23 protein-coding genes are annotated in these 19,915 nt (G+C 49.5%); 15 read left to right on the top strand and 8 right to left on the bottom strand.

Annotation, left to right across the window (positions count from 1 at the left end; all coding sequences use genetic code 11):
• Positions 1-235: 235 nt before the first annotated feature.
• On the bottom strand, positions 236-583 hold the full coding sequence (locus tag WC593_11545; GenBank protein ID MFA4825773.1) for a hypothetical protein: 348 nt from the start codon (positions 581-583) through the stop codon (positions 236-238).
• Between the two features lie 108 nt (positions 584-691).
• Positions 692-967: an acylphosphatase gene (locus WC593_11540; protein MFA4825772.1), complete on the bottom strand. Its 276-nt coding sequence runs from the start codon at positions 965-967 to the stop codon at positions 692-694.
• 150 nt (positions 968-1,117) lie between these two features.
• Here WC593_11540 and WC593_11535 point away from each other — a divergent pair, with 150 nt between their 5' ends.
• Complete coding sequence (locus tag WC593_11535) at positions 1,118-1,459, top strand: GlpM family protein (GenBank protein ID MFA4825771.1); 342 nt, start codon at positions 1,118-1,120, stop codon at positions 1,457-1,459.
• 110 nt (positions 1,460-1,569) lie between these two features.
• Here WC593_11535 and WC593_11530 read toward each other — a convergent pair whose 3' ends face one another.
• From WC593_11530 to WC593_11515, 4 genes are all read right to left on the bottom strand, one after another.
• A complete protein-coding gene (locus WC593_11530) occupies positions 1,570-1,956 on the bottom strand; it encodes a VOC family protein (protein ID MFA4825770.1) in 387 nt (128 codons plus the stop codon).
• Positions 1,957-2,097: 141 nt separating this feature from the next.
• A complete protein-coding gene (locus WC593_11525; protein MFA4825769.1) occupies positions 2,098-2,232 on the bottom strand; it encodes a hypothetical protein in 135 nt (44 codons plus the stop codon).
• Positions 2,233-2,235: 3 nt separating this feature from the next.
• Complete coding sequence (locus WC593_11520) at positions 2,236-2,388, bottom strand: hypothetical protein (GenBank protein ID MFA4825768.1); 153 nt, start codon at positions 2,386-2,388, stop codon at positions 2,236-2,238.
• 1,064 nt (positions 2,389-3,452) lie between these two features.
• On the bottom strand, positions 3,453-4,451 hold the full coding sequence (locus tag WC593_11515; GenBank protein MFA4825767.1) for a nuclease-related domain-containing protein: 999 nt from the start codon (positions 4,449-4,451) through the stop codon (positions 3,453-3,455).
• A 227-nt stretch (positions 4,452-4,678) separates the two neighbouring features.
• On the opposite strand from WC593_11515, the gene WC593_11510 reads away from it, so the two are divergent.
• Positions 4,679-5,194, top strand: coding sequence for a HEPN domain-containing protein (locus WC593_11510; GenBank protein ID MFA4825766.1), 516 nt, complete (start codon positions 4,679-4,681; stop codon positions 5,192-5,194).
• A gap of 17 nt (positions 5,195-5,211) precedes the next feature.
• Positions 5,212-8,886, top strand: coding sequence for an SIR2 family protein (locus WC593_11505; protein MFA4825765.1), 3,675 nt, complete (start codon positions 5,212-5,214; stop codon positions 8,884-8,886).
• Between the two features lie 63 nt (positions 8,887-8,949).
• On the opposite strand, the gene WC593_11500 is transcribed toward WC593_11505, so the two are convergent.
• Entirely contained in the window at positions 8,950-9,081 is a 132-nt protein-coding gene (locus tag WC593_11500) for a hypothetical protein (GenBank protein ID MFA4825764.1), read from the bottom strand.
• A gap of 383 nt (positions 9,082-9,464) precedes the next feature.
• Between WC593_11500 and WC593_11495 the strand changes: the two genes are divergently transcribed.
• The 4 genes from WC593_11495 (at position 9,465) to WC593_11480 (ending at position 11,916) form a co-directional block, all read left to right on the top strand.
• Entirely contained in the window at positions 9,465-9,704 is a 240-nt protein-coding gene (locus WC593_11495) for a hypothetical protein (protein MFA4825763.1), read from the top strand.
• A 218-nt stretch (positions 9,705-9,922) separates the two neighbouring features.
• Positions 9,923-10,456, top strand: coding sequence for a hypothetical protein (locus WC593_11490; GenBank protein ID MFA4825762.1), 534 nt, complete (start codon positions 9,923-9,925; stop codon positions 10,454-10,456).
• Positions 10,457-11,262: 806 nt separating this feature from the next.
• Positions 11,263-11,766 carry a hypothetical protein gene (locus WC593_11485; protein MFA4825761.1) on the top strand — a complete coding sequence of 168 codons (504 nt, stop codon included), beginning with the start codon at positions 11,263-11,265 and terminating at the stop codon, positions 11,764-11,766.
• Positions 11,767-11,781: 15 nt separating this feature from the next.
• On the top strand, positions 11,782-11,916 hold the full coding sequence (locus WC593_11480; protein ID MFA4825760.1) for a hypothetical protein: 135 nt from the start codon (positions 11,782-11,784) through the stop codon (positions 11,914-11,916).
• Positions 11,917-12,023: 107 nt separating this feature from the next.
• On the opposite strand, the gene WC593_11475 is transcribed toward WC593_11480, so the two are convergent.
• Entirely contained in the window at positions 12,024-13,622 is a 1,599-nt protein-coding gene (locus tag WC593_11475) for an L-lactate permease (protein MFA4825759.1), read from the bottom strand.
• 545 nt (positions 13,623-14,167) lie between these two features.
• Here WC593_11475 and mtrE point away from each other — a divergent pair.
• From mtrE to mtrH, 8 genes are read left to right on the top strand one after another with little or no spacing between them, the layout of a single operon-like run.
• Positions 14,168-15,067, top strand: coding sequence for a tetrahydromethanopterin S-methyltransferase subunit E (gene mtrE, locus WC593_11470; GenBank protein MFA4825758.1), 900 nt, complete (start codon positions 14,168-14,170; stop codon positions 15,065-15,067).
• A complete protein-coding gene (gene mtrD, locus WC593_11465; GenBank protein ID MFA4825757.1) occupies positions 15,064-15,897 on the top strand; it encodes a tetrahydromethanopterin S-methyltransferase subunit D in 834 nt (277 codons plus the stop codon). Before mtrE ends, mtrD begins: the two co-directional genes overlap by 4 nt.
• 9 nt (positions 15,898-15,906) lie before the next feature.
• Positions 15,907-16,755 (top strand): tetrahydromethanopterin S-methyltransferase subunit C, encoded by an 849-nt coding sequence (mtrC, locus tag WC593_11460; GenBank protein ID MFA4825756.1) that lies wholly within the window; start codon positions 15,907-15,909, stop codon positions 16,753-16,755.
• Positions 16,756-17,049 (top strand): tetrahydromethanopterin S-methyltransferase subunit B, encoded by a 294-nt coding sequence (mtrB, locus tag WC593_11455; protein ID MFA4825755.1) that lies wholly within the window; start codon positions 16,756-16,758, stop codon positions 17,047-17,049.
• Between the two features lies 1 nt (position 17,050).
• Positions 17,051-17,770 carry a tetrahydromethanopterin S-methyltransferase subunit A gene (gene mtrA, locus WC593_11450; GenBank protein MFA4825754.1) on the top strand — a complete coding sequence of 240 codons (720 nt, stop codon included), beginning with the start codon at positions 17,051-17,053 and terminating at the stop codon, positions 17,768-17,770.
• A gap of 5 nt (positions 17,771-17,775) precedes the next feature.
• Entirely contained in the window at positions 17,776-17,979 is a 204-nt protein-coding gene (locus WC593_11445; GenBank protein MFA4825753.1) for a tetrahydromethanopterin S-methyltransferase subunit F, read from the top strand.
• A 10-nt stretch (positions 17,980-17,989) separates the two neighbouring features.
• Positions 17,990-18,727 (top strand): tetrahydromethanopterin S-methyltransferase subunit A, encoded by a 738-nt coding sequence (gene mtrA / locus WC593_11440; protein ID MFA4825752.1) that lies wholly within the window; start codon positions 17,990-17,992, stop codon positions 18,725-18,727.
• A 17-nt stretch (positions 18,728-18,744) separates the two neighbouring features.
• Positions 18,745-19,782 carry a tetrahydromethanopterin S-methyltransferase subunit H gene (mtrH, locus tag WC593_11435; protein ID MFA4825751.1) on the top strand — a complete coding sequence of 346 codons (1,038 nt, stop codon included), beginning with the start codon at positions 18,745-18,747 and terminating at the stop codon, positions 19,780-19,782.
• Positions 19,783-19,915 lie beyond the last annotated feature (133 nt).

Raw genomic sequence — 19,915 nt, 5'->3', positions numbered from 1 at the left:
GGATGTCCCATCGCCCCGGTGTCGATTACCAGAAGTCCGCCTCAATCTGGCTTAAGGAGAAATGATACGGGGGAGACGCAGATTCGTGCTCCCGGGGATGCACGAAACCCTGATGGTTGCTGATACGCAGCATCGCCCGATCCAAACCAAGGGGGAGGAGGATACCTCCACCCCTGCAGGCTTTTTTGTTGAGATGTTGAGTGTTCGTGGTTGCCCGAAACGATACCGGAAACGCTCAGCAGGTCACGTGCAGCACGGCGGTATACTTCCGGTCTTCCTGTTCGATCAGCGGGAGGAGATCGGGAGTCGGTTTCACAATGGGCGCGTACGCTTCGAGCAGGGCAAGGGCGTCCGGGGTCAGCGGCAGGTCGCCGTACTGGCCGGTGCCGATATAGACGACCGTGGGGCGTTCGTCTTTCAGGAATGCAAGTTCTTCGGCCGATAGCGGCGTGTGCCCGTATTCCCCCTTATGGGGTTTCGAGAGTTTCTTCCTGCGCTTTGAGACCGTGCCATCGGTATGGATCACGATGTCGTGCTCGTACCGGGTGCCCCCGGTCTCGATCCAGCCAAATCCTGTTTTCATGCGATCACCACGAGAGGTAATTCCGCAGGGGAGAATATGAGCGTTTTCCCTGCCGGGGTGATATGCCTGCTGCGTTCTGACAGGTGCACAGCCTTCACAAAACTCAGGTCACCATTGAACCCGGAAATAGTGGAATTCTTCGGTGGCGGGACTGTTCGTGACCGCGATATCCTCGACATGTATCACCGGGTCGCCCCGGGCATGGGCCAGGCGGACAAAATCGGCAAGGGAGGCAGGAGAACTCTCGGCCACCATCTCCACGGTGCCGTCAGGAAGGTTCCTGACGTACCCGTGCACACCGGTCGCCTGCGCACAATTCGAAACAAAATGCCGGTACCCCACTCCCTGGACCCGTCCCTTTGCCACGGCGGTGATCCGTTCCATAGTATATTTCCGGGCACGGGATGTTTTAAAGCTTGGGAAATTGATTCCGGTACCTCCACAGGTACCTATGGTGAACCCTTGTGCCCGGACACCTGCATCAGGTTACCGGAAGACCGGGTTTTTAATCTTCCATGCGGAAATGATCCAACAATGGATTATCTCTACACCTTCCTGAAGTTCATAGTCGGGGGCAGTGTCCTTGTCGGGGTGACCTATCTTGCCGACCAGGTGGATCCCCGGTATGGCGGTATCCTTGCAGCAGCGCCGATCATCACGACGATTACCTTCCTGTTCGCGTATTCCGAGAGCGGCCGCGAGACGACCCGCCAGCTGATCATCTCGATGTTCTGGTTCATGATCCCCACCTTCCTGTTCGTGCTGGCGCTCTGGTTCCTGATGAACCGGTTCGGCCTCATCCCCAGTATCGGCGGGGCATACGGGATCTGGCTCGGGGCACTGCTGGTTGTGAACCGGGTTGTTGTGGGGGCTTAAAACCGTGAATTTCCGGAAAGTACTTACTGACCGGGGGTCTATCTCCCTCCTGAAAAAAGTACAGGTTTCCGCGGGACCGGCGCGGGTCCTGGTTTTGCCCGGATATCGCCCTACTTCATCCCCGGCTTCCAGAGACCGATGCCGTTTCCTTCGGTATCCTGGATGATGGCGACCTCTCCGACACCTTTTATGTCCTCCTTCGGCATCACGATTTTGCCACCGAGCTTCCCCACCTTCGCGAGTACCTTGTCGATATCTTCGACCACCACGTAATTTTTGATGGTCTCGGTCATCTGTCGCTTGTACATCCCGCCCATGTTCATGGTGCCTTCCTGTGCTGCCCCGGTAGTGATGTCCTGGTACTGCGTTGCTGCTGCCTTCGCTGGATCCAGGGGGGCTTTTGTTGGTTCGATCTTCCATCCGAGCAGGGTGTGGTAGAAGTGCTTTGCGCGGTCGACGTTGTCAGCCGGAATTTCAAAATACGCAATGTTTGCCATGGACTGTGATGTAAGCTAAATGATATTTATGATTTGAGATAGTACTCAAAAACCGCTGATTCACCAGGACTGCTGGTCGCCGGGATGGTCGCCCCGGTCGGATGGGTGGACCGGTCCCTGTTCGCTGATGTATGACGGGGTTTACGGGTCATCGGGAATGAGGGTTTTTGCGGTTACGGTAATCCCGTGCCGGGCAATGTCAGTATCTCCCGGGGGGATGCACCTGACAGATGCAGATAAAAGAAATAAATCAATCTCGGCAGGATTGATCTTCATAGTTTAGAATTGAAGAGCCTTCGCTAGTTCCTGGGCACGCTTTGCAGCTGCCCTGCTCCGGTCATTTTCGTGGTTCCACGGATTGTGATCGTACTCACGGAAACGAACGGCATCCTCTTTTTTTAGTATGATGGTTGTATTGAATGGTTCTGCCATGTGCATCCCCCTGATGTATGACAAGTGTGTTGCATGTCACACGATTGGCATGTACAAGATAGCAATATGCTATTATAATAGTATTCCATGGGGATGTCATCGAGCAGTTGCTCGTATGTCATGTCCCTTGTGTAGGACCGGATCGTAGAAGTGCGGGAAATTCTGTACAATGATCTGAACGATCAGGATCGTTTCTTAACCCTCGTTAAGTTACAGCAATCCCAGCCATACTTATTCCAATTCGGACAATCCGTACCCCGGCAGGGGACGAATCCGACATTCGGGTCCTTTGCTCTTGCGGGATTGACCTCATCCGGGTGCCAGCACAACAGAATATCCATAGGGGAAATTTTCCCTTTATACTGGATAGGCACACGGTATGCGGGATGCAAAAGTGCGGTAGGAGAAGAGATGAGGTTGTGTTACCCCCCCATTCGTACGACCGGAGGGGCGGTACCCCCTCTCCATTTTCCGAGTGGGGGAGGGGGAGGTACCCTGTCTTAACCAAGAGGGGGGGTAGGGTAGGCTGTATACCCCCGCTCATTTTTTGGAGAGGGGGAGGGGGTACCCCCCACTCGTACGGAAGAGAGGGGGTATCCCACCCTCATGACCCCCCCTCACGAAAACCCCCTCTCCGGCGTGACTCCACACGAAGCCATGGCCCGGTACCTGCACCCGGAGGGGGGGAGGTACCCTGTCTTGCGCGAGACAGGGGGGGAGGGGATCCCCCCCTCACTTTTTGGAGAGGGGGTGGGTATACCCCCACTCATATTTTGGACAGGGGGGTAGGTATCCCCTACTCGGACTTTTGAGTGGGGGTACCCCCCTTGCGGGATCGGGCTGAGGGGAAGGGGTCTGCGTCGTGACTCCACCGGAAACAGTGGCGGGGCACGTGTAACAAAGGGGGGTGGTACCCTGTATTTGGCAAGAGGGGGGGTAGGGTGGGCTGCATACCCCCTCTCGGGTTTTGGACAGGGTACCTCCCCCCCTTTCTTGGATTTTTAACAAGCGGGGCTGGTTGAGGTTGTGTAGAAAAAATAGGCACGGAAAAAAATTCTCATTAATTAATTCGTTTCGCGGCAGGGAATAATGCGAATTAGTTTATGGATTGCATCTTCAGAAAGTATCCGTTCTCTGTCAGCGATGTAGTCACATAACCGGTGAGGTGAGATCACATCGATATATTTGTCAATTCTCTGATCGGGCAGAGAACCATGCATAGAGACGACCACACTACGGACTTTTGGCATTTTTCTCCAATAGTCATCTTTCATGAAATACCAGAGTGCGTAGCCGGCCCTTCTTACCTGGTGTTTCAGATCATCAAATTTGGTACCGATATCCGAAATTTTCCAGTTCTTGGTTTCCAGTAAGAAGATTCCCGTCGGCCCTACGACAAGATGATCAATCTGGCAGGTTTTAATGTGCTCCTTTCTTTCCCGCCAGTAAATGTATTTGTTGAAAACAAGGTTGATATCGTTCAGTACATGGTATTCATCGGGCAACCCGGTTAAGACATTCACCACCTGCTCTTCGCCCCTTGCACCGATAAGGAATGTCTCATTTTCTTTCAGGAATTTGTGGTTATGTATAACGTTCATGCGCTCGTTCTGGATTATCTGCTCTCTATTGGCGATTGAATATTTCCGGTGATACCGGATTTGTTCCAGTTTACTCAAATCCTCATAAAAGGGACGATTAATTCTGTACGAACTCAAATAACTGGCCCCCCAGAATTGCGCGATGTGAATAGTTCTCAGGAAAAAGTTCTGGCTTGCATCGATTTTCTTGTTAATCTCAAGAATGCGTTGGTTGACTTCGATTGTCTTTTGAGCAATTCCGTCCTTTATCTGCTGATCAAGCTGTAACTCCTTGGCATGGAGATCGGCTACCAGTTTGTCCTGCCTCTTCCCGGCATGCTCATTAATTCCGGCAAGGACCGTATCGTAATTAGTATAGAAGTGATTGATCTCTTCAAAAGTCGCCAGTTGTTTCCCATTTATGGGTTTAATTCCCTTCAGCACGTAACGGGTGCTGCCGGAAATCCCGTGGATCTTGGCCATTACATTTCCTATAGTCTATGTCATCTTAAAGAAACTTGCAAACACCAATCGCAATCTCCTCTTCCGTCAGTCTTTACAACTCGAACACCAGCGCATTGATCGCCGCGTCCATTGCCTCTGCTTGCCGGCAAGCAACTTCTTCTTGTAGTGCAGCTTAATGAAATTTATCGATACTATAAAAATTAAAGTATTTCATCATTGAAGTGAAATAATTGGAGTGCCATAGTATGGATAAGAATGTTCGAAAAAAATTAGACGGTTGGAAAGATAAAGCACAAAAACAGTTGCGAATCGCGGATGAATGTTTAAAGCGATATGAATATTCTGAATCCGTCCAGGCATCTCAAGAGTCAATCGAATTATCGGTTAAAACCATTCTATCCTTATTAGCGATCGAATTCTCTACCAGCCACGAATGGAGACCGGATAGTAAACAATTCGAGACTATTGCAATCCAGATCAAAGATAAAAAAATAATTGAAAGAATTGAAGAGTCCCACCTATACAATCTTCGTTTGCCAAGATTGTTGTTTATTTTAAATTTCTGGGGTCAGTTCAATACCGTCGCAAAATACGGATATGAAAAAGGCGATCTTGCTGCAGCTCGGGATTTGTTTATCTTTGACGATGAAGCGAAGCTCGCACTCAAACATGCGAATGAATGTGAATCAGCACTAATTACCCTATTTTGCCTTCCCCAAGACCGGCTCGATATGATAGTGGGTGATGTACTAAAAAAATAATTAGTGAGTAAAAATTCATGACCAATGAAAAAATTCCATTTATTCCGGAACTTCCTCTAGAGATCAAAGAAGCCATAAATAATCAAAATTTTGTAATTTTTCTCGGAGCGGGAGCATCGTCAATAATTGGTTGTAAGGATTGGGAGCACCTTGCCGAAAATCTTGTTGAAAAGTGCTTTAAAACACCAAAATTAGGAAATATTGATTCAAAATGTATAAATTTTAAAGAACGGGAATCATTGCTCCAGATAAAAGATCCCAAGAAAATTATTACGATATGTAAACATATTTTGGAAAAAAATGAAGCTCTAAAAGAATTTTATTACGAAATCGAAAAATCTCTAGAACCTGAGTCGGAACTTTTAGAATACAATATCTATAATGAATTATACGGTCTTCGGGGATTGTTTATCACAACGAACATCGATAAACACTTTGACAAAAAATTTAACAAATCACAAATTGTTTGTCGACAGGGTAGTTTTAATTCCAATGAAATTGACCGAACAAAGTTATATCATATTCATGGTAGGATTTCTGAACCGACTACGCTGATCCTCACAGTAAAAGAGTATCTCGATCGTTATTCTAATGATAAAGATTTTCGAACATTTTTGAAAAAAATTTTCTCAGATAATGTGATTTTATTCATCGGTTACGGTTTTAATGAATATGAGGTATTGGATTTTTTAGTTACAAAGGTCGAAATATCAGTTCCGGAAAAGCCGAAGAACTTCATCCTTCGTCCATATTACAGTTGGGAAGAAACACTTCTCGAATTTGAGAAATACTACTTTGAACAATTGGGAGTTCAAGTTCTCGCGTTTAATAAAGATGAATTGGGATATCTCCAATTATTTCCTATAATTCAAAAATGGACAACTGAGATAACTCAAACGTCTTCAGATTTGTATAATACATTTGACGAATTAAGGAACGCCGCGATCAATTATGATCCAAAGGAAGAAAGCCGGATTCTTCAACTGATAACCGAAGACTCATTTAAACTCGAATTTTTAAGACAATTGTCACAATCTGGCAATCCTATACCGTGGTTAAGAACTCTCAAGGATAACGAGTATTTTATTCCAAAAATTTATCCAATGAACTCTCGTAATTTTAGCGAATATTTGACGCAGATGAGCGTTCTCGAAAACATAGCAAAAATAAATTCGCAGAATCCTACAGAAAATGTGACAGATGACCTCATCACCATCATCAATAAAATAATTGATTACAAAGATGAAAATAATCAAAGAATTGAAAATGATTGGATCGATCATTATATTGTAAAAATTATCTTTTTGCTTCCTCTCGATTTGATTGGAGACAATTATTTTGATTATATCAGAAAGTGTTTAGAGTCAAAGTACGATCCAATATTAATTTCTGGGGAAATCAAAGAGATATTAATTCCCAAACTGATAGAAAATAATGCAGAACATCATATTTTAAAAATCCTTGATATTATTTTCGAATTTAAGAAACATGAATCTCCGGGAATTGAGGATTACTCCTCATTGATCGATCATTTCTACCTTGAAGAAATAGTGAAAACAGATACGGAAGATATTATCCGAATTTGCGGTCTAAAAGCAGTTGATATTGCCCTTCAAAAAATTGAGAAGGTTATATCTGTCGATTCATCCGAGTTTCATGAGATATGGATTCCTTCCATTTATGAGAATAACCGGGAGGATCGTGATGATTCCCAATTAATTCATTTCGTTTGGTTAGGTTTTTCGTTTTTAAATCCTATTCAAATCCGTGAGACAATCAAAGAATTATTAACAAAAAAACATCCGATTTTCAGAAGGATCGGAATATGTGCGATAGATCACAATTATGCGGTTCTTAAGGATTTATTCTGGGATTTAACGGATAATCCCTTAGATGAATATCATGCTAGATTTGAATTATATGAACTTTTGAAAAATCACTGCAAAGAATTCTCCAAAGATGAGATTAATAAAACAATACAGTGGATTGAAACAAAAATCTATCATGAAGATAAACTTTCCATAGATCCAAAAGAAAAAGAAATGTACCTTGCCCATCTCAAGAAAGAATGGTTTTCAGCAATTTTAGAATCTGATGATCCTAATGTAAAAAAAATTTATATGAAATATCATAAAATATACCCAAGAGAGATTGAGCATCCTGAAAAAAGGACTAATGTACGTTATTTGTCCAAAACAGTGAGTCCAATTACAAAAGAAAATTTCGTGCAAAAAACAAATGCTGATATTATTCAATTTCTCAATAATTTTAAAGTGGAAGGTCCTGATTGGGGCAGAGTATCATCACGAGCATTATGTGACGTTTTTAAAGAGTCTATCGTTGAAAATCCACAACGTTTTACTGAGGATTTAGATATTTTTGTAAATTTGAAAAGACCATATCAATATGGATTATTAATTGGGATCACGGATGCATGGCGTGCTGATAAAGATTTCAAATGGGATAATATCTTTGGATTTATCAACACAATCATCGAGTCCGATTTGTTTTGGAATGAAGTTTTCCACGAGGGAGAGTCAAATTACAGGAATTGGATTATTTCTCAAATCGCAGATCTAATTGATGAAGGAACGAGACGGGATAACCATCTATTTGATTTAACGCTTTTACCTCAGGCAGAAAAAATTTTATTAATTCTTGTTCAACGTTCAAACGAAAATCTTTTCGAAATGGGAGATCTTATGACTTCTGTTTTGAATTCCTCCAAAGGAAAGATCTATTCTGCGATGGTTAACTATTCCCTCTGTTATGCACGTCACTATCTCAAAGATTCGGACGCAAGACTGAGTGAACCAATAAAAGAAGAATTCACTAAACGATTAGACCCGAAAATCGAACAATCAGTAGAATTTTCAGTGACACTCGGAAAATTTTTAGCAAATCTCTGTTATCTTGATAAACGATGGGTAAAAGAGAATTTTAACAAAATTTTTCCAAAAGAGGATGAGACCCATTGGAAAGCTGCATTCACGGGATACTTATCCTATTCTGGAACGGTATATGTAAAAATATACAATCTGCTTAAATCAAATGGGCATTACTCAAAAGCATTGAATACCGAATTTAAAGATCCTCATATCACCGAACATCTTGTACAGCAGATTTGTATCGGATACATGGAAGGTCTCGAAAATTTAGATGATAAAGCCAGTCTCATCAATCAAATGATAAATATTTGGAATTCGGATCACATCACGGAACTTATCCGGTTTTTGAAGTGGTTCAACAAAGATTCTACATCAGAGAAAAAACGAAAAGTGATTGATCTCTGGCGAGTCATTATCTTAAAAACTTCTTTAGATTTTGAAAATACTGAAAATAACAAAATTTTATCTGAATTAAATGGATGGATTTCAATTATCGATGAGCTTGACGAAGAATCGTGTGGATGGTTGATACGTTCTGCAAAGTTTGTAAAGATTCATAATTTCGATTTTATCGAACAATTAATACGACACACAGAGAAAAGTCCGAAATATACAGGTAACATTTTTCTCTCGATGTTAAGCGGGGGTCGATTTTTCGAATACCGAAAGGAAGACGTTATCCGTTTTGTGACACTTCTTTCCGATAAAGGTGAGAAGGATAATGTTGTCAGAATTTCCAATCTTTATTTAGTGAGGGGGTTTGATTTCCTCAACCCCATTTTAAAACATAATTTAGATAAATAATTGAACGATTGATGTTAAATTTTCCGGATTTTACGCCGTCCAATTTCCAGATCTCGTACAACATCAGATCCCGAACTCGGCCCTGACCGCTTTTAAAGTCCTGACCCGTCCGGCCCTGATATCATCCAGGCTCGCCTTCATGTCCTCAATCTCCTCATAAGAGAGAGGGTCATCATCACGGGTCATGGTTGGCATATACTCAGGTGAATATGCGTACACATTAAAAATGTCCATCATCTTTTCCAAATAGATGTGAAAAGACCCCCTCTTAGTATAGTGCAAAACCTACCAGCTCCTAGTCCCTATACTATACACATAGATAGCGAATCCAAAAATCCCCAATCGCAATCCCAATCTCCACAAATTTGCCGCACCTCCCCGCACCTCTCCCAAATCCAGCCCCATATCACCGTTCTTTCTCAAACCGGTAGCCGCGCCCGGATCCAAAATCCCCCCACCCCCCAAACGCGCCACAATTCAGCCCCCGATTCCCCCATACAAGCCAGAATAACTGCGAAAAAACCCGTAGCAACCAAATACCTTTTCAACCCGAATTTGCTAACATCTGGATCAATACAATGACCAGCAAATACGTCGGACATCTGGGAACCCTGGCGAAACAGATCTATGCAGCACTCAAACAAAAGTGCGTAGCAGCGATCGAATGGTTTACGTCCGTCCCCTCAGCAGCATCCGATGCAAAGCCGGTCCCTGTAGCAGCAAACGGAAACGTACTGGACATGGGGAAGCGGTACAGGTTAACGAGCGGCCACGCCCCACTCTTCTCGCTCTTCACCTTCTTTAAAGATAGTCAGTAAACGTCTGTCCGGTGTTCCGGGTTCTCCATCGTGGTTTTCATCCTGTAGGTTACCTGCCGATTCGCAGAAAGGCAACCTATGGGAGAACCAGAGCCCCGGCTCTTCCCGGACCGGCGTTTTTGGAATTGAATCTAAAGAGCCCCGGCGCTCAAACGAATTGCCTGTCGGATTCCTGTGATGCAGGGTAATCATCAGAAAAAAAACAGGATTGAACCAGCATGACCGAGATCGAATCGGAAAAAGGAGATGTGGCGGAACCGGGTCTAAACCCATCCGGTTTCTTGTACAGCAACCGGATTATTCCCCGTGCAGCCGAGCCGGTAACCGGCCAGGTTGTAGCGGGTGAGACAACCATCATCTTCCATGAAGCCGCAGGGGGTGAACCGGCCTTCGGGCCACCGGAATATACCCGGTGTAACGCGCTCATCTTCGAAGCTGCGAGGATGCTTGAGACATGGCATTACCTGCCGGCGCAGATCCGCAAGTCACCGATACCCATCGATCTCATCGGACTGGGAAAAACCGATACGCTGATCATCGAGATTATCCGTTCGCGGAAACCCGTACCGGACGCCCCGGTGCTCTGCGAATCATTCCGGAAGGAAGTCGATCATCTCCGCTCGCTGGAAACACCGTCCCGGCACCGGAAGATGATCTGGGTCTACTCGCCCCAGTGCCGGTGGAGATTCTATGATGTCTTCCCGGGCGGGGTCTGGCTCGCAAAAGACCTGATGGAGTCAGACCGGGAATAACCTGCCAAAGCAAAATCCAAATTCCCCAATGTTTTCCCTATGGTAATGAGCGGGACCCCCTCTCTCCCCCAGAGGGGGAAGCAGCCCAAGGGGAGCATCCCCTTGACCCCCCCCCATTTCGAAGTTTTTCCCTTAACCTTGTTCAGAGCTATCGCACCAGGGGGGGATGCCCACGCGGCGGGGGTGAAGGCGGGGCGCCGGAACCCCCAAGAGCGTCAAATCTTTTGGCACAGTCTGCCCGGATAAAATCATCAATCTTTTTCGTAAACCGTCGTGAGGGAGTCAAGATCAACCTCGCGTGTGCCCCGCTTTGCACACATATAATAGTCATAGACCTGCGCGATCTCAGCCATCAAACCTGTTCCGGTCGTGAAAATTCCCATACGGCACCCTTCTCCACTACCAAAACATGAATTCTGCCAGCCGGATTCGGCATAAAATATCCCCCGTACACTGTTTTTGCACGCCGGATTGCCCGGATACCGTAACCGGCCATGTCACAGCCCCGGACCGATACACCCCAAATTACCCGATATACCCCACATGCTGATGTTGTTATGTCAAACGGGCGCCCCGCAAGACACCAGAGTACAGAAGTCCGAACACACACGGGACACGATGAGACCCACCGTGGGTCCCGCCAAATCCAGGCAGAGACCAGTATGGCACGGACCGCTCAGAGCCCTCGTCTGCTCGCACCAGAGGATCCGGAGGATCCTGATTGCGAAACGCGGAGGTCGGCTCGCCACAACGGCCCGGCCAGGGAGGAACCAGGACAAGGAAAAAACAACAAGGAGTGATAGATTATGGGAGATTTCGCACAGAAAACAAACATCAAGAGCGCAACCCGCAGGCTTGCGGAGCCGATCGCTGACATAACGGCGTTCAACACGATCGTCCAGGCGGTGATCACCACCAACCCGTTCGGGTGCATCTCGTACATGCTGGCCGGTCAGAACCACCAGCCAATCGAGAAGAGCCGGGAAGCGTACACGGCAAAATTCGTGTACCAGGACGGGGCAGCAAACCGGATCGGCAGCGGCTCGGAGAGCTACAACACGATGGCCGGCTTCACCGCCGGGGCAACGGCTGTGCTTGCCAATACCGCAAACAGCACGGCTCACGGAGGCAGTGTCTACCATGACACGGACAAGGACACCTTCTCGGTGACCCTGAAGTGCCACGACCCCAGCGGAGAGACGTACTTTGTTACGCTCTCCCGCCAGCAGGTGACCCTCTCATCCTACGAAGATGATGGGATCCGCACCGTTGTCGAGACCTGGGCAGACGGCGTAACGGCGCTGAACTAAACGGGGTGAGGGGCGATGGACAATGAACTCATCCTCACCGGGGCCTTCCTCGGGGCGGGACTGCTCGCCTACGTGGTCATCCCCGGACTCCTCGTGATCTGGGACCGGGTCCTCGACCACATGGAGAGCACAGGACAGAAAAAGCAGTAAACGGCAGGGGAGCTGGTCCCCTGCTAACCTCCCTTCCCATCCGGTCGACGCTTTGACGCGAAGATCCGGATCATTCCTGTTTTTCGATTGCATCCGTCCGGCAAACCTTACCGGAACACCAGCATAAGGACGAGCATCAGCCCGATGACAAGCGTCAGGCAGATGACAACCGGTGCAACCTTCCTTATGACCTCGCCTTCTATACCGAGCTTGTCGATAACGGCAGCGGCATTGATGATCTTGGCCACCGCGATACCGGAAGCAACGCCGCCGGCAACGGCATGGGCTGCATAGACCTGCAGGAAATCAAGGGAGAGGACATCGGTCGACGTTTTCAGGATCCCGTAAAACATCACGTTCGACGACGCTTCGCTGCCGGAGATGAATGCCCCCAGCAACCCCAGCGTCGGGCTGATCACCGGGAACGTCACGCCGAAGAAGAGAGCAAGCGAGATGCCGATAACCGCGTTCATGTTGTAAGCGCCGGCCCCTTCAACAAACATCAGCGTGTTGTTTACCACCGACTGGCCAGACCAGTCCATGACATAGGCAATGGCAAAGAAGACCATCGCCGCGAGCGTCGGGCTCCAGGCACGGGTCAGCCAGACCCGGAGGATGGTTCGCGCCTCGCCCCGCGTCCTTATGAGCAGGGGGGCAGACAGGATGGTGCTGATCAGCACCCAGAAATAGGCCTGGTTGAGGAGTTTTAAATCCACGAACTTGTTTGCCACCACGGGGACCTTCTGTGCGCTCCCGAGGATATTATACAGCCCGCCCTGGATGAGAGGGATGCTGATGACAATCGCAAAGAAGACGAGCAGGAGCCAGGGAAACGCGGCTTTCCAGAGCGGCATACCGGAGCCGGGTGTTGCCGGGACAGCCTCCACGGGCAAGGCCGGACTGGTTGAGGGTACCTTTCTCCGGCAGGCCCGAAGAAGAAAGAGCACGGCAATCGTGACAAGACCGGAGAAGACCCCCACGAGACCGATAGCCGATACGGGCAGGACATTAACAAATACAATTGCGGATATCCCCAGCGTGAGCCCTGCGGCAACTGCCGTAGGAAACCCTTTTTTCACCCCGTCAATCCCGTCAGCAACCCAGAGCATGCCGAGGGCGATGCCGGTCGACATGACCGGGAGGAAAAGCGCGATGTTGATACCAAGGGCCTTGGCATCGAGATTGAACACCGCTGCCGGCAGCGTGATCGGGACGGCAAGGAGCGAGAACGAAGTGAGGGGATCATAGCCAAGGCAGGGAAGGGCCACTGCCGCTACGGGAGAGAAACCAAGAGCCAGCATGATGGGCGGGAGCATGGTGACCGGTGTTGCACCAATGGAGACGAGGAACGAACCGAAGCCCACGTTCAGGATCATGATCTGCTCGTAGCGCTCGGCAGCAATCGACCGGATATACGCAGTGATGCGGGTGATAGCCCCCGTTACGTCCATCATCGTCACCTGCAGGATGGTCAACAGCACCATCAGCGATATGCCAAACGAGGAGAGCACGCCATTCCAGGATGCATAGAGTGCGACAGCGGGAGATGTCTGGAAGAAAAGAATCGCAATAACAACCGTCAGCAGCCACCCGGCAATCCCCATCAGCGTCCCGGACTGACGCAGGAAGACAAGTCCGGAAAATATGACGAGGATTGGCAGGACTGCGAGGAAAAACAGGAACACGAGATCCATGCGACATACCATCCGCTATACAGAGCATGAACGTCTGTTATGGGATTCCATAACCATATCGGTTTGATACCGGGAATTCCGGACAGGGCTGCCCGGAGTATTGTGAGGGGCAACAGGATCCGTTTACATCCATGAACCAAATGGAATACCCAAAGGATTTTTTAAAAAGATTGTCGACCGGAAGCCATGCAGATCCATCCAATGAGGATTCCGGTAACCGGGGTATCCCGATCCCACACCTCAGTTTAGCAGCGGTTTTTGAAAATCTATCGAACCGCTACGAAACCGGCAGCCATGAACCACACCACCGGTCCCTCAAACCCGGTTTACCACAACACAACTAAATTTTCTTTAACACAAATCCACATGATTAAATAATCCCGCATACGCCTCCGATTTTAAAAAGGGCTTAATATACTCCTTTATCGCCGAAACAAATTCGAAACCTTTTAATGAAGCGCTCACCAAATTTACACTAACCACAAAGAGTTTAACTCGATGTGCGTGGCATTGCATTTTGAATACTCTCGTGCATTCGCACGCAGGGAGGAGGCTAAATGGAACATATTGTATTTGGCATTGGAATTACTGCATTGACAGGAGCTCTTGCCACTGTAGCCGGTTCTGCGGAAGATACTGAATCCAACATCGGATCACAAGGTGACCCGAACTCACAGGTTCAGCTCGCACCGCAGATGGGATTCCTGCACCGCATCTTCAACAAGGCGGTCGCTGGTGAACCCCCGGCATACGGTCTCTGGTGTGCACTCGGTGCAGGCCTGGCATGGGCATTCATGGCTATGCAGATCAACGCGATCCTTGCGATCGTCCTCGGCTGTGTTCTCGCAGTCTTCGTACAGGGCGTCTACGCAACGACTGCGTACCTTGGCAGGACGGCAAGTCTCGCCAAGTTCGGTCAGCCCGTTTACGTGGACATCATCAAGTCCATGACAACGGTCACTATGGCACATGCGTTCATCGCAATTTTCTGTACCGTTGCAATCTGTCAGTTGATCAATGGTGCGCTGGGACATCCGTTCCCGCTGCCGCTGCTCGCACTGATCTGGGGTATTGCACTCGGAGCAGCAGGATCTGCGACGGGCAACCCGTACTATGGTAAGGAACGTCAGTACCAGAACCAGAAATTCGGCGCCGGTGTGCCGATCTCTGCATCAGGTAACATTGTCCGCTACGCCGAAGCAGGCGAGCGCAACTCGATTGACAACGGATTCTTCACCCACAAGATTGGGGGTTCCGCATCCGGTATCTGTTTTGGTCTGATTGTTTTCCTCGAACTCTGGCGTACCATTCTCTTCGAGAGAATCTACGCAGGCTGGGGTGCAATCGCAGTCGGTGTCCTCATGATCCTCATCTTCACGGTCGTCGACCGGTATATCGAGGTCTGGGCACGCAAGAACTACGGACCCTACACCGTACCTAAGGAGGCAGACGCATGAGCGCAGTTGCAGCAAAACCAACAGCTGGCGGCGCAATGAACCCGACCGCAATGGCAGTCGGTGTCGTCCTCCTGATCATCATCCTCGGAGCCTGCTGGTATGTATCACCAACTCTCGGTCTTACGGCCCTGATCGGTATCATCATCGGCGGTGTCCTGATCGGATTCGGCACCCACTTCGTGCCAGTCGGCGGTGCTCCCGCAGCAATGGGACAGGCACCGGGTATCGCGACGGGTGTCGCCATGCTTGCCGCTGGTGCAGGTCTCGCCGGACTCTTCGGCGGGGCATGGGCAGCAGAACAGGGTATGGTCGTTGCAGTCGTCACCGGCGGTATTGGTGGCGGCCTGATGATGGCAATCACCTGTATGATGGTGAACTTTGTCTACGTCTATGGCATGGGTATCCCGGCCGCGTCAGGTAAAGTCCTCCATGACCCCATCACCGGCGATTCACAGGCAGAATACAAATCCCAGGGTACTGAAGGTCACGGCCTTCCGTTCGTCTCCTTCGTTGGCGGCGTAATCGGTGGTATCCTTGGCGGTGCCGGCGGTACACTCATCTACCTGGAACTTCTCGGCCTCTACGAGGCAACGTTCCCGAAGATGATGGGTGCAACCGCAGCACAGGTTATGCCCGTTGCAGTCGCCATTGCCGGTATGTTCGCAGTCGCTCTGTTCCTCGTGAATGCAGTGCTGACCGCATACAACATCACCGGAACTATTGAAGGACCCCACGACCCGAAGTTCAAGCGCTGGCCACGGGCAATCGTTGCATCCGCTGTTGCATCAGCACTCTGCGGATTCGTAGCGATCCTGATCGTGGCAATGTGAGGTGTGAAGATGTCAGTAAAAGTTGAAGTAATTGAAGGCGGCGTCCCGCACAATAAGATCATGATCGCGGGACTCGTCAGCACACTCGTGTGCATTTACCTGACGTACCTCAATGCGTTCACCAACACCGAGATGTTCTCGTTCTTCGGCGGACTTGCAGTAGTCTCTGCACTGATCTGGGGCAGCCACACCATCAAGGTGCTGTGCAGCTACGGTATCGGTACCGGGGTTCCCTCTGCAGGTATGATCGCATTCGGATCGGGTACAATCGCGATGCTGCTCGCTACCAAGTATGGTATGATGGCACCGATCGTTGCACTCGTTCTTGCAGCTATCATTGGTTACATCCTCGGGTATGTCTCAAACAATATCCTGAACATGAAGATCCCGGCCATGGTCCAGGCACTCACTGAAATGGCAGTTGTTGGTGCACTTACCGTTATGGGATTTGCAGCAATGATCTCCGGTGGGTTCACCTTTACCGGCCTGACAACGTCAACGGCCTCGTTCCTTGGACTCCCCATCACCAGCTACGCAAATTCATTCCTTGGTGGCGGACTTATCGCCGTCGCATTCCTGCTTGGCGCAATTGCAATCCAGCACCCGTTCAACGCGTGCCTGGGACCCGGCTGGAAACAGGACAGGATGCTCATGCTCACCGCAGAGTGCGGATTTTTGAGCATGATTGTCGCAGCCGTGATGTCCTTTGCCCTGATAAGCGCTGGATCAGCACTCATTTCGCTGATTATCGCAATCATCGGCTGGGCATACACATACTCCCAGTACTTTGAACTCTCGAAGCGCGACGCTGCAGCATGGCTTGATTCAAAGCCGATACCTGATACGGAGGGACACTAAATGGCAAACATTATAGTGCTTCCGGAATTCGGGCTCGTTGCTGACCCGTTCATTGGCATCATCACCTCACAGGGCGAATCACTTTCCCCGGTTCTGGAGAAAGTTACCGTTCTCGAGGCAACTGCCGATGATCTCGTCAACATGCTCGCCGGAGAAGGTAACATGCTTGCATCCTTCCCCAACAGGGAGAAGGGACTTGCGATTGGTGGCAGCATCACGTCGTTCTGGTACGGACTTGCGGTTGGATTATTCATTGCTGGGATCATTGCATTCCAGTTGATCAAGGTGGGCTGATATGGCAGACAAGAAATCACCAGCAAGTGGATGGCCGCTCGTCAAGGGTGACTTTATCTCAGGAGACGCAAACAGCCCGGTGGCTGTTGTCACCATGGGATCTCACCTCGACGAAAAGGGCATCTGTGACGCAGGCGCCGCACTCTGCGGTTCCTGTAAGACTGAAAACCTCGGTCTCGAAAAAGTCATCGCCAACGTTATCTCCAACCCCAATATCAGGTTCATGCTGTTCTGCGGTACTGAAGTCAAGGGCCACTTATCGGGCCAGACGTTCGCTGCACTCCATAAGAGCGGTGTCAAGGACGGCAGAGTCGTAGGCGCTGAGGGTGCTATTCCCTTCATCGAGAACCTCAACGACGCAGCTATCAAGCGCTTCCAGGAACAGACGGAAATCGTCAACATCATGGAAAGCGAAGACCTGGGCGCGATCAAGGCGAAGATCAACGAACTCAAGGCCCGTGACCCGGGTGCGTTCGCTGCTGATCCTATCGTCGTCGAAGTCAAGGAAGCCGGCGGCGCTGAAGAGACAGGTGGCGAAGTACGCCCGCTGTCCGGTGAAATGGCACTCATTACCGCCCGTATGAAAGTCATCGAAAAGATGGTGACGGACATCGGATACCGGGACAAGTTTGCCGCCGGGGTCTATGCAGGTAAGATCGAAGGCCTGATGATCGGTCTGATCGTCTCATTCGCCCTGGTTGGATTCCTGATGATGAGGTGAACAAGATGTCAGAAGAAGCTAAATCAACAGGACCCGTCAGGATGGTGGCGATCGAGAACATGGTGGAAAACATCCGCTATAAATCTCAGATCCTCGCCAGGACCAACAAGATTGACTCGGCAGTCACCGCGACTGGTCTGGTCGGATTTGTTGCAGGACTACTCCTTGCATTGATCCTGATCATAGTGCCGGCATTACTGGTGGGATGAGGTGAACAAGATGGCAGACAAGAAATCACCAGCAAGTGGATGGCCGCTCGTCAAGGGTGACTTTATCTCAGGAGACGCAAACAGCCCGGTGGCTGTTGTCACCATGGGATCTCACCTCGACGAAAAGGGCATCTGTGACGCAGGCGCCGCACTCTGCGGTTCCTGTAAGACTGAAAACCTCGGTCTCGAAAAAGTCATCGCCAACGTTATCTCCAACCCCAATATCAGGTTCATGCTGTTCTGCGGTACTGAAGTCAAGGGCCACTTATCGGGCCAGACGTTCGCTGCACTCCATAAGAGCGGTGTCAAGGACGGCAGAGTCGTAGGCGCTGAGGGTGCTATTCCCTTCATCGAGAACCTCAACGACGCAGCTATCAAGCGCTTCCAGGAACAGACGGAAATCGTCAACATCATGGAAAGCGAAGACCTGGGCGCGATCAAGGCGAAGATCAACGAACTCAAGGCCCGTGACCCGGGTGCGTTCGCTGCTGATCCTATCGTCGTCGAAGTCAAGGAAGCTGCAGGTGGCGCTGAAGTTGGCTCTGCGGCTGCAAATCCCCAGTTCCTCGAAATCGAGAAGAGACTCGACAAGATCGAGAAGAAGATCGAGTTCGTGGATGCAGAGGTTGCGCAGCGTGTTGGAAGAAAGATCGGACGGGATATCGGTATACTGTACGGCCTGATGGCAGGCGTTATCGTATTCATTATGCTGCTGTTCCTGTACCAGAAATTAATGACAATGGTATAACGGAGGTGTAAACGAATATGTTCAGATTTGAAAAAGAACAGAGTGTCTGGGACTTCAACGGCACCAAGATCGGTGGACAGCCCGGCGAGTACCCTACTGTATTGGGTGCATCAATCTTCTACAACAAGCACGAGTGCGTGCTTGATGACCACAAGGGAACGATCGACAAGGCAAAAGCAGAAGCCCTCTGGAACCGCTGTCAGGTTCTCTCGGACCTGACCGGTATCCCGCACTTCATCCAGATCATCGCCGAATACGGCGAAGCGTTCGAGAGCTACTTCAACTGGTTCGACAGCATCGACAACAAGACCGCGTTCTTAATGGACTCATCGGTTCCAACGGCACTTGCCCACGCGTGCAAGTACGTAACCGAAGTAGGCCTTGCAAACCGTGCGATCTACAACTCGATCAACGGCTCGATCCTGCCAGAGAGCATCGAAGCACTCAAGAACAGTGATGTGGATGCAGCCATTGTCCTCGCATTCAACCCTGCAGACCCGTCAGTTGCGGGCAGGGAAAAGGTGCTCGTAGAGGGTGGCGTTGCAGGACAGACCAAGGGTATGCTGGAGATCGCAGAATACTGCGGTATCAAGCGCCCGATTCTCGACACTGCAGCAACCCCGCTCGGCCTTGGCAGCGGCGGCTCATACCGTGAGATCCTTGCATGCAAGGCAATCCACGGCTACCCGACCGGTGGTGCATACCACAACATGACCGTTTCCTGGACCTGGCTCAAGCGCTGGAAGGGAACGAGCAAGACCCCCTCAGTACTCGCAGCAGGATACGAGGGTAAGGATGTCCTCTTAAAGCAGATGTCCCACCACTACCTCGGCGGTATGGAAGGCATAAAGCAGGCAGCATGGTCAGCCCCCGATATCGGCTGCAACATGATTGCAAGCACCCTCGGTGCAGATCTGATTATGTACGGACCTATCGAGAACGTCGAAGCAATGATCACAGCACAGGCCTACACGGACATCACGGTCCTTGAAGCAACCCGTCAGCTCGGGATCGAGTGCAAATCAGAAAGCCACCCCATCTTTAAACTCATTTAATTTTTTTTTTAGCATTCTGTAAATGGGATGCCAAGGATTTTTTATTCCGGCAATTCAACGAAATAAAATACCTAATTCGATAAGAATCGTTGAGACTGGTGTGAGCCCGTTATTTCCAATAATTCGTGAGTAC

It is taken from the genome of Methanoregula sp. (assembly GCA_041645435.1).
Lineage (GTDB): Archaea > Halobacteriota > Methanomicrobia > Methanomicrobiales > Methanospirillaceae > Methanoregula.
Note: the sequence above shows the minus strand (reverse complement) of the source record. Positions and strands in the feature narration are given on the sequence as shown.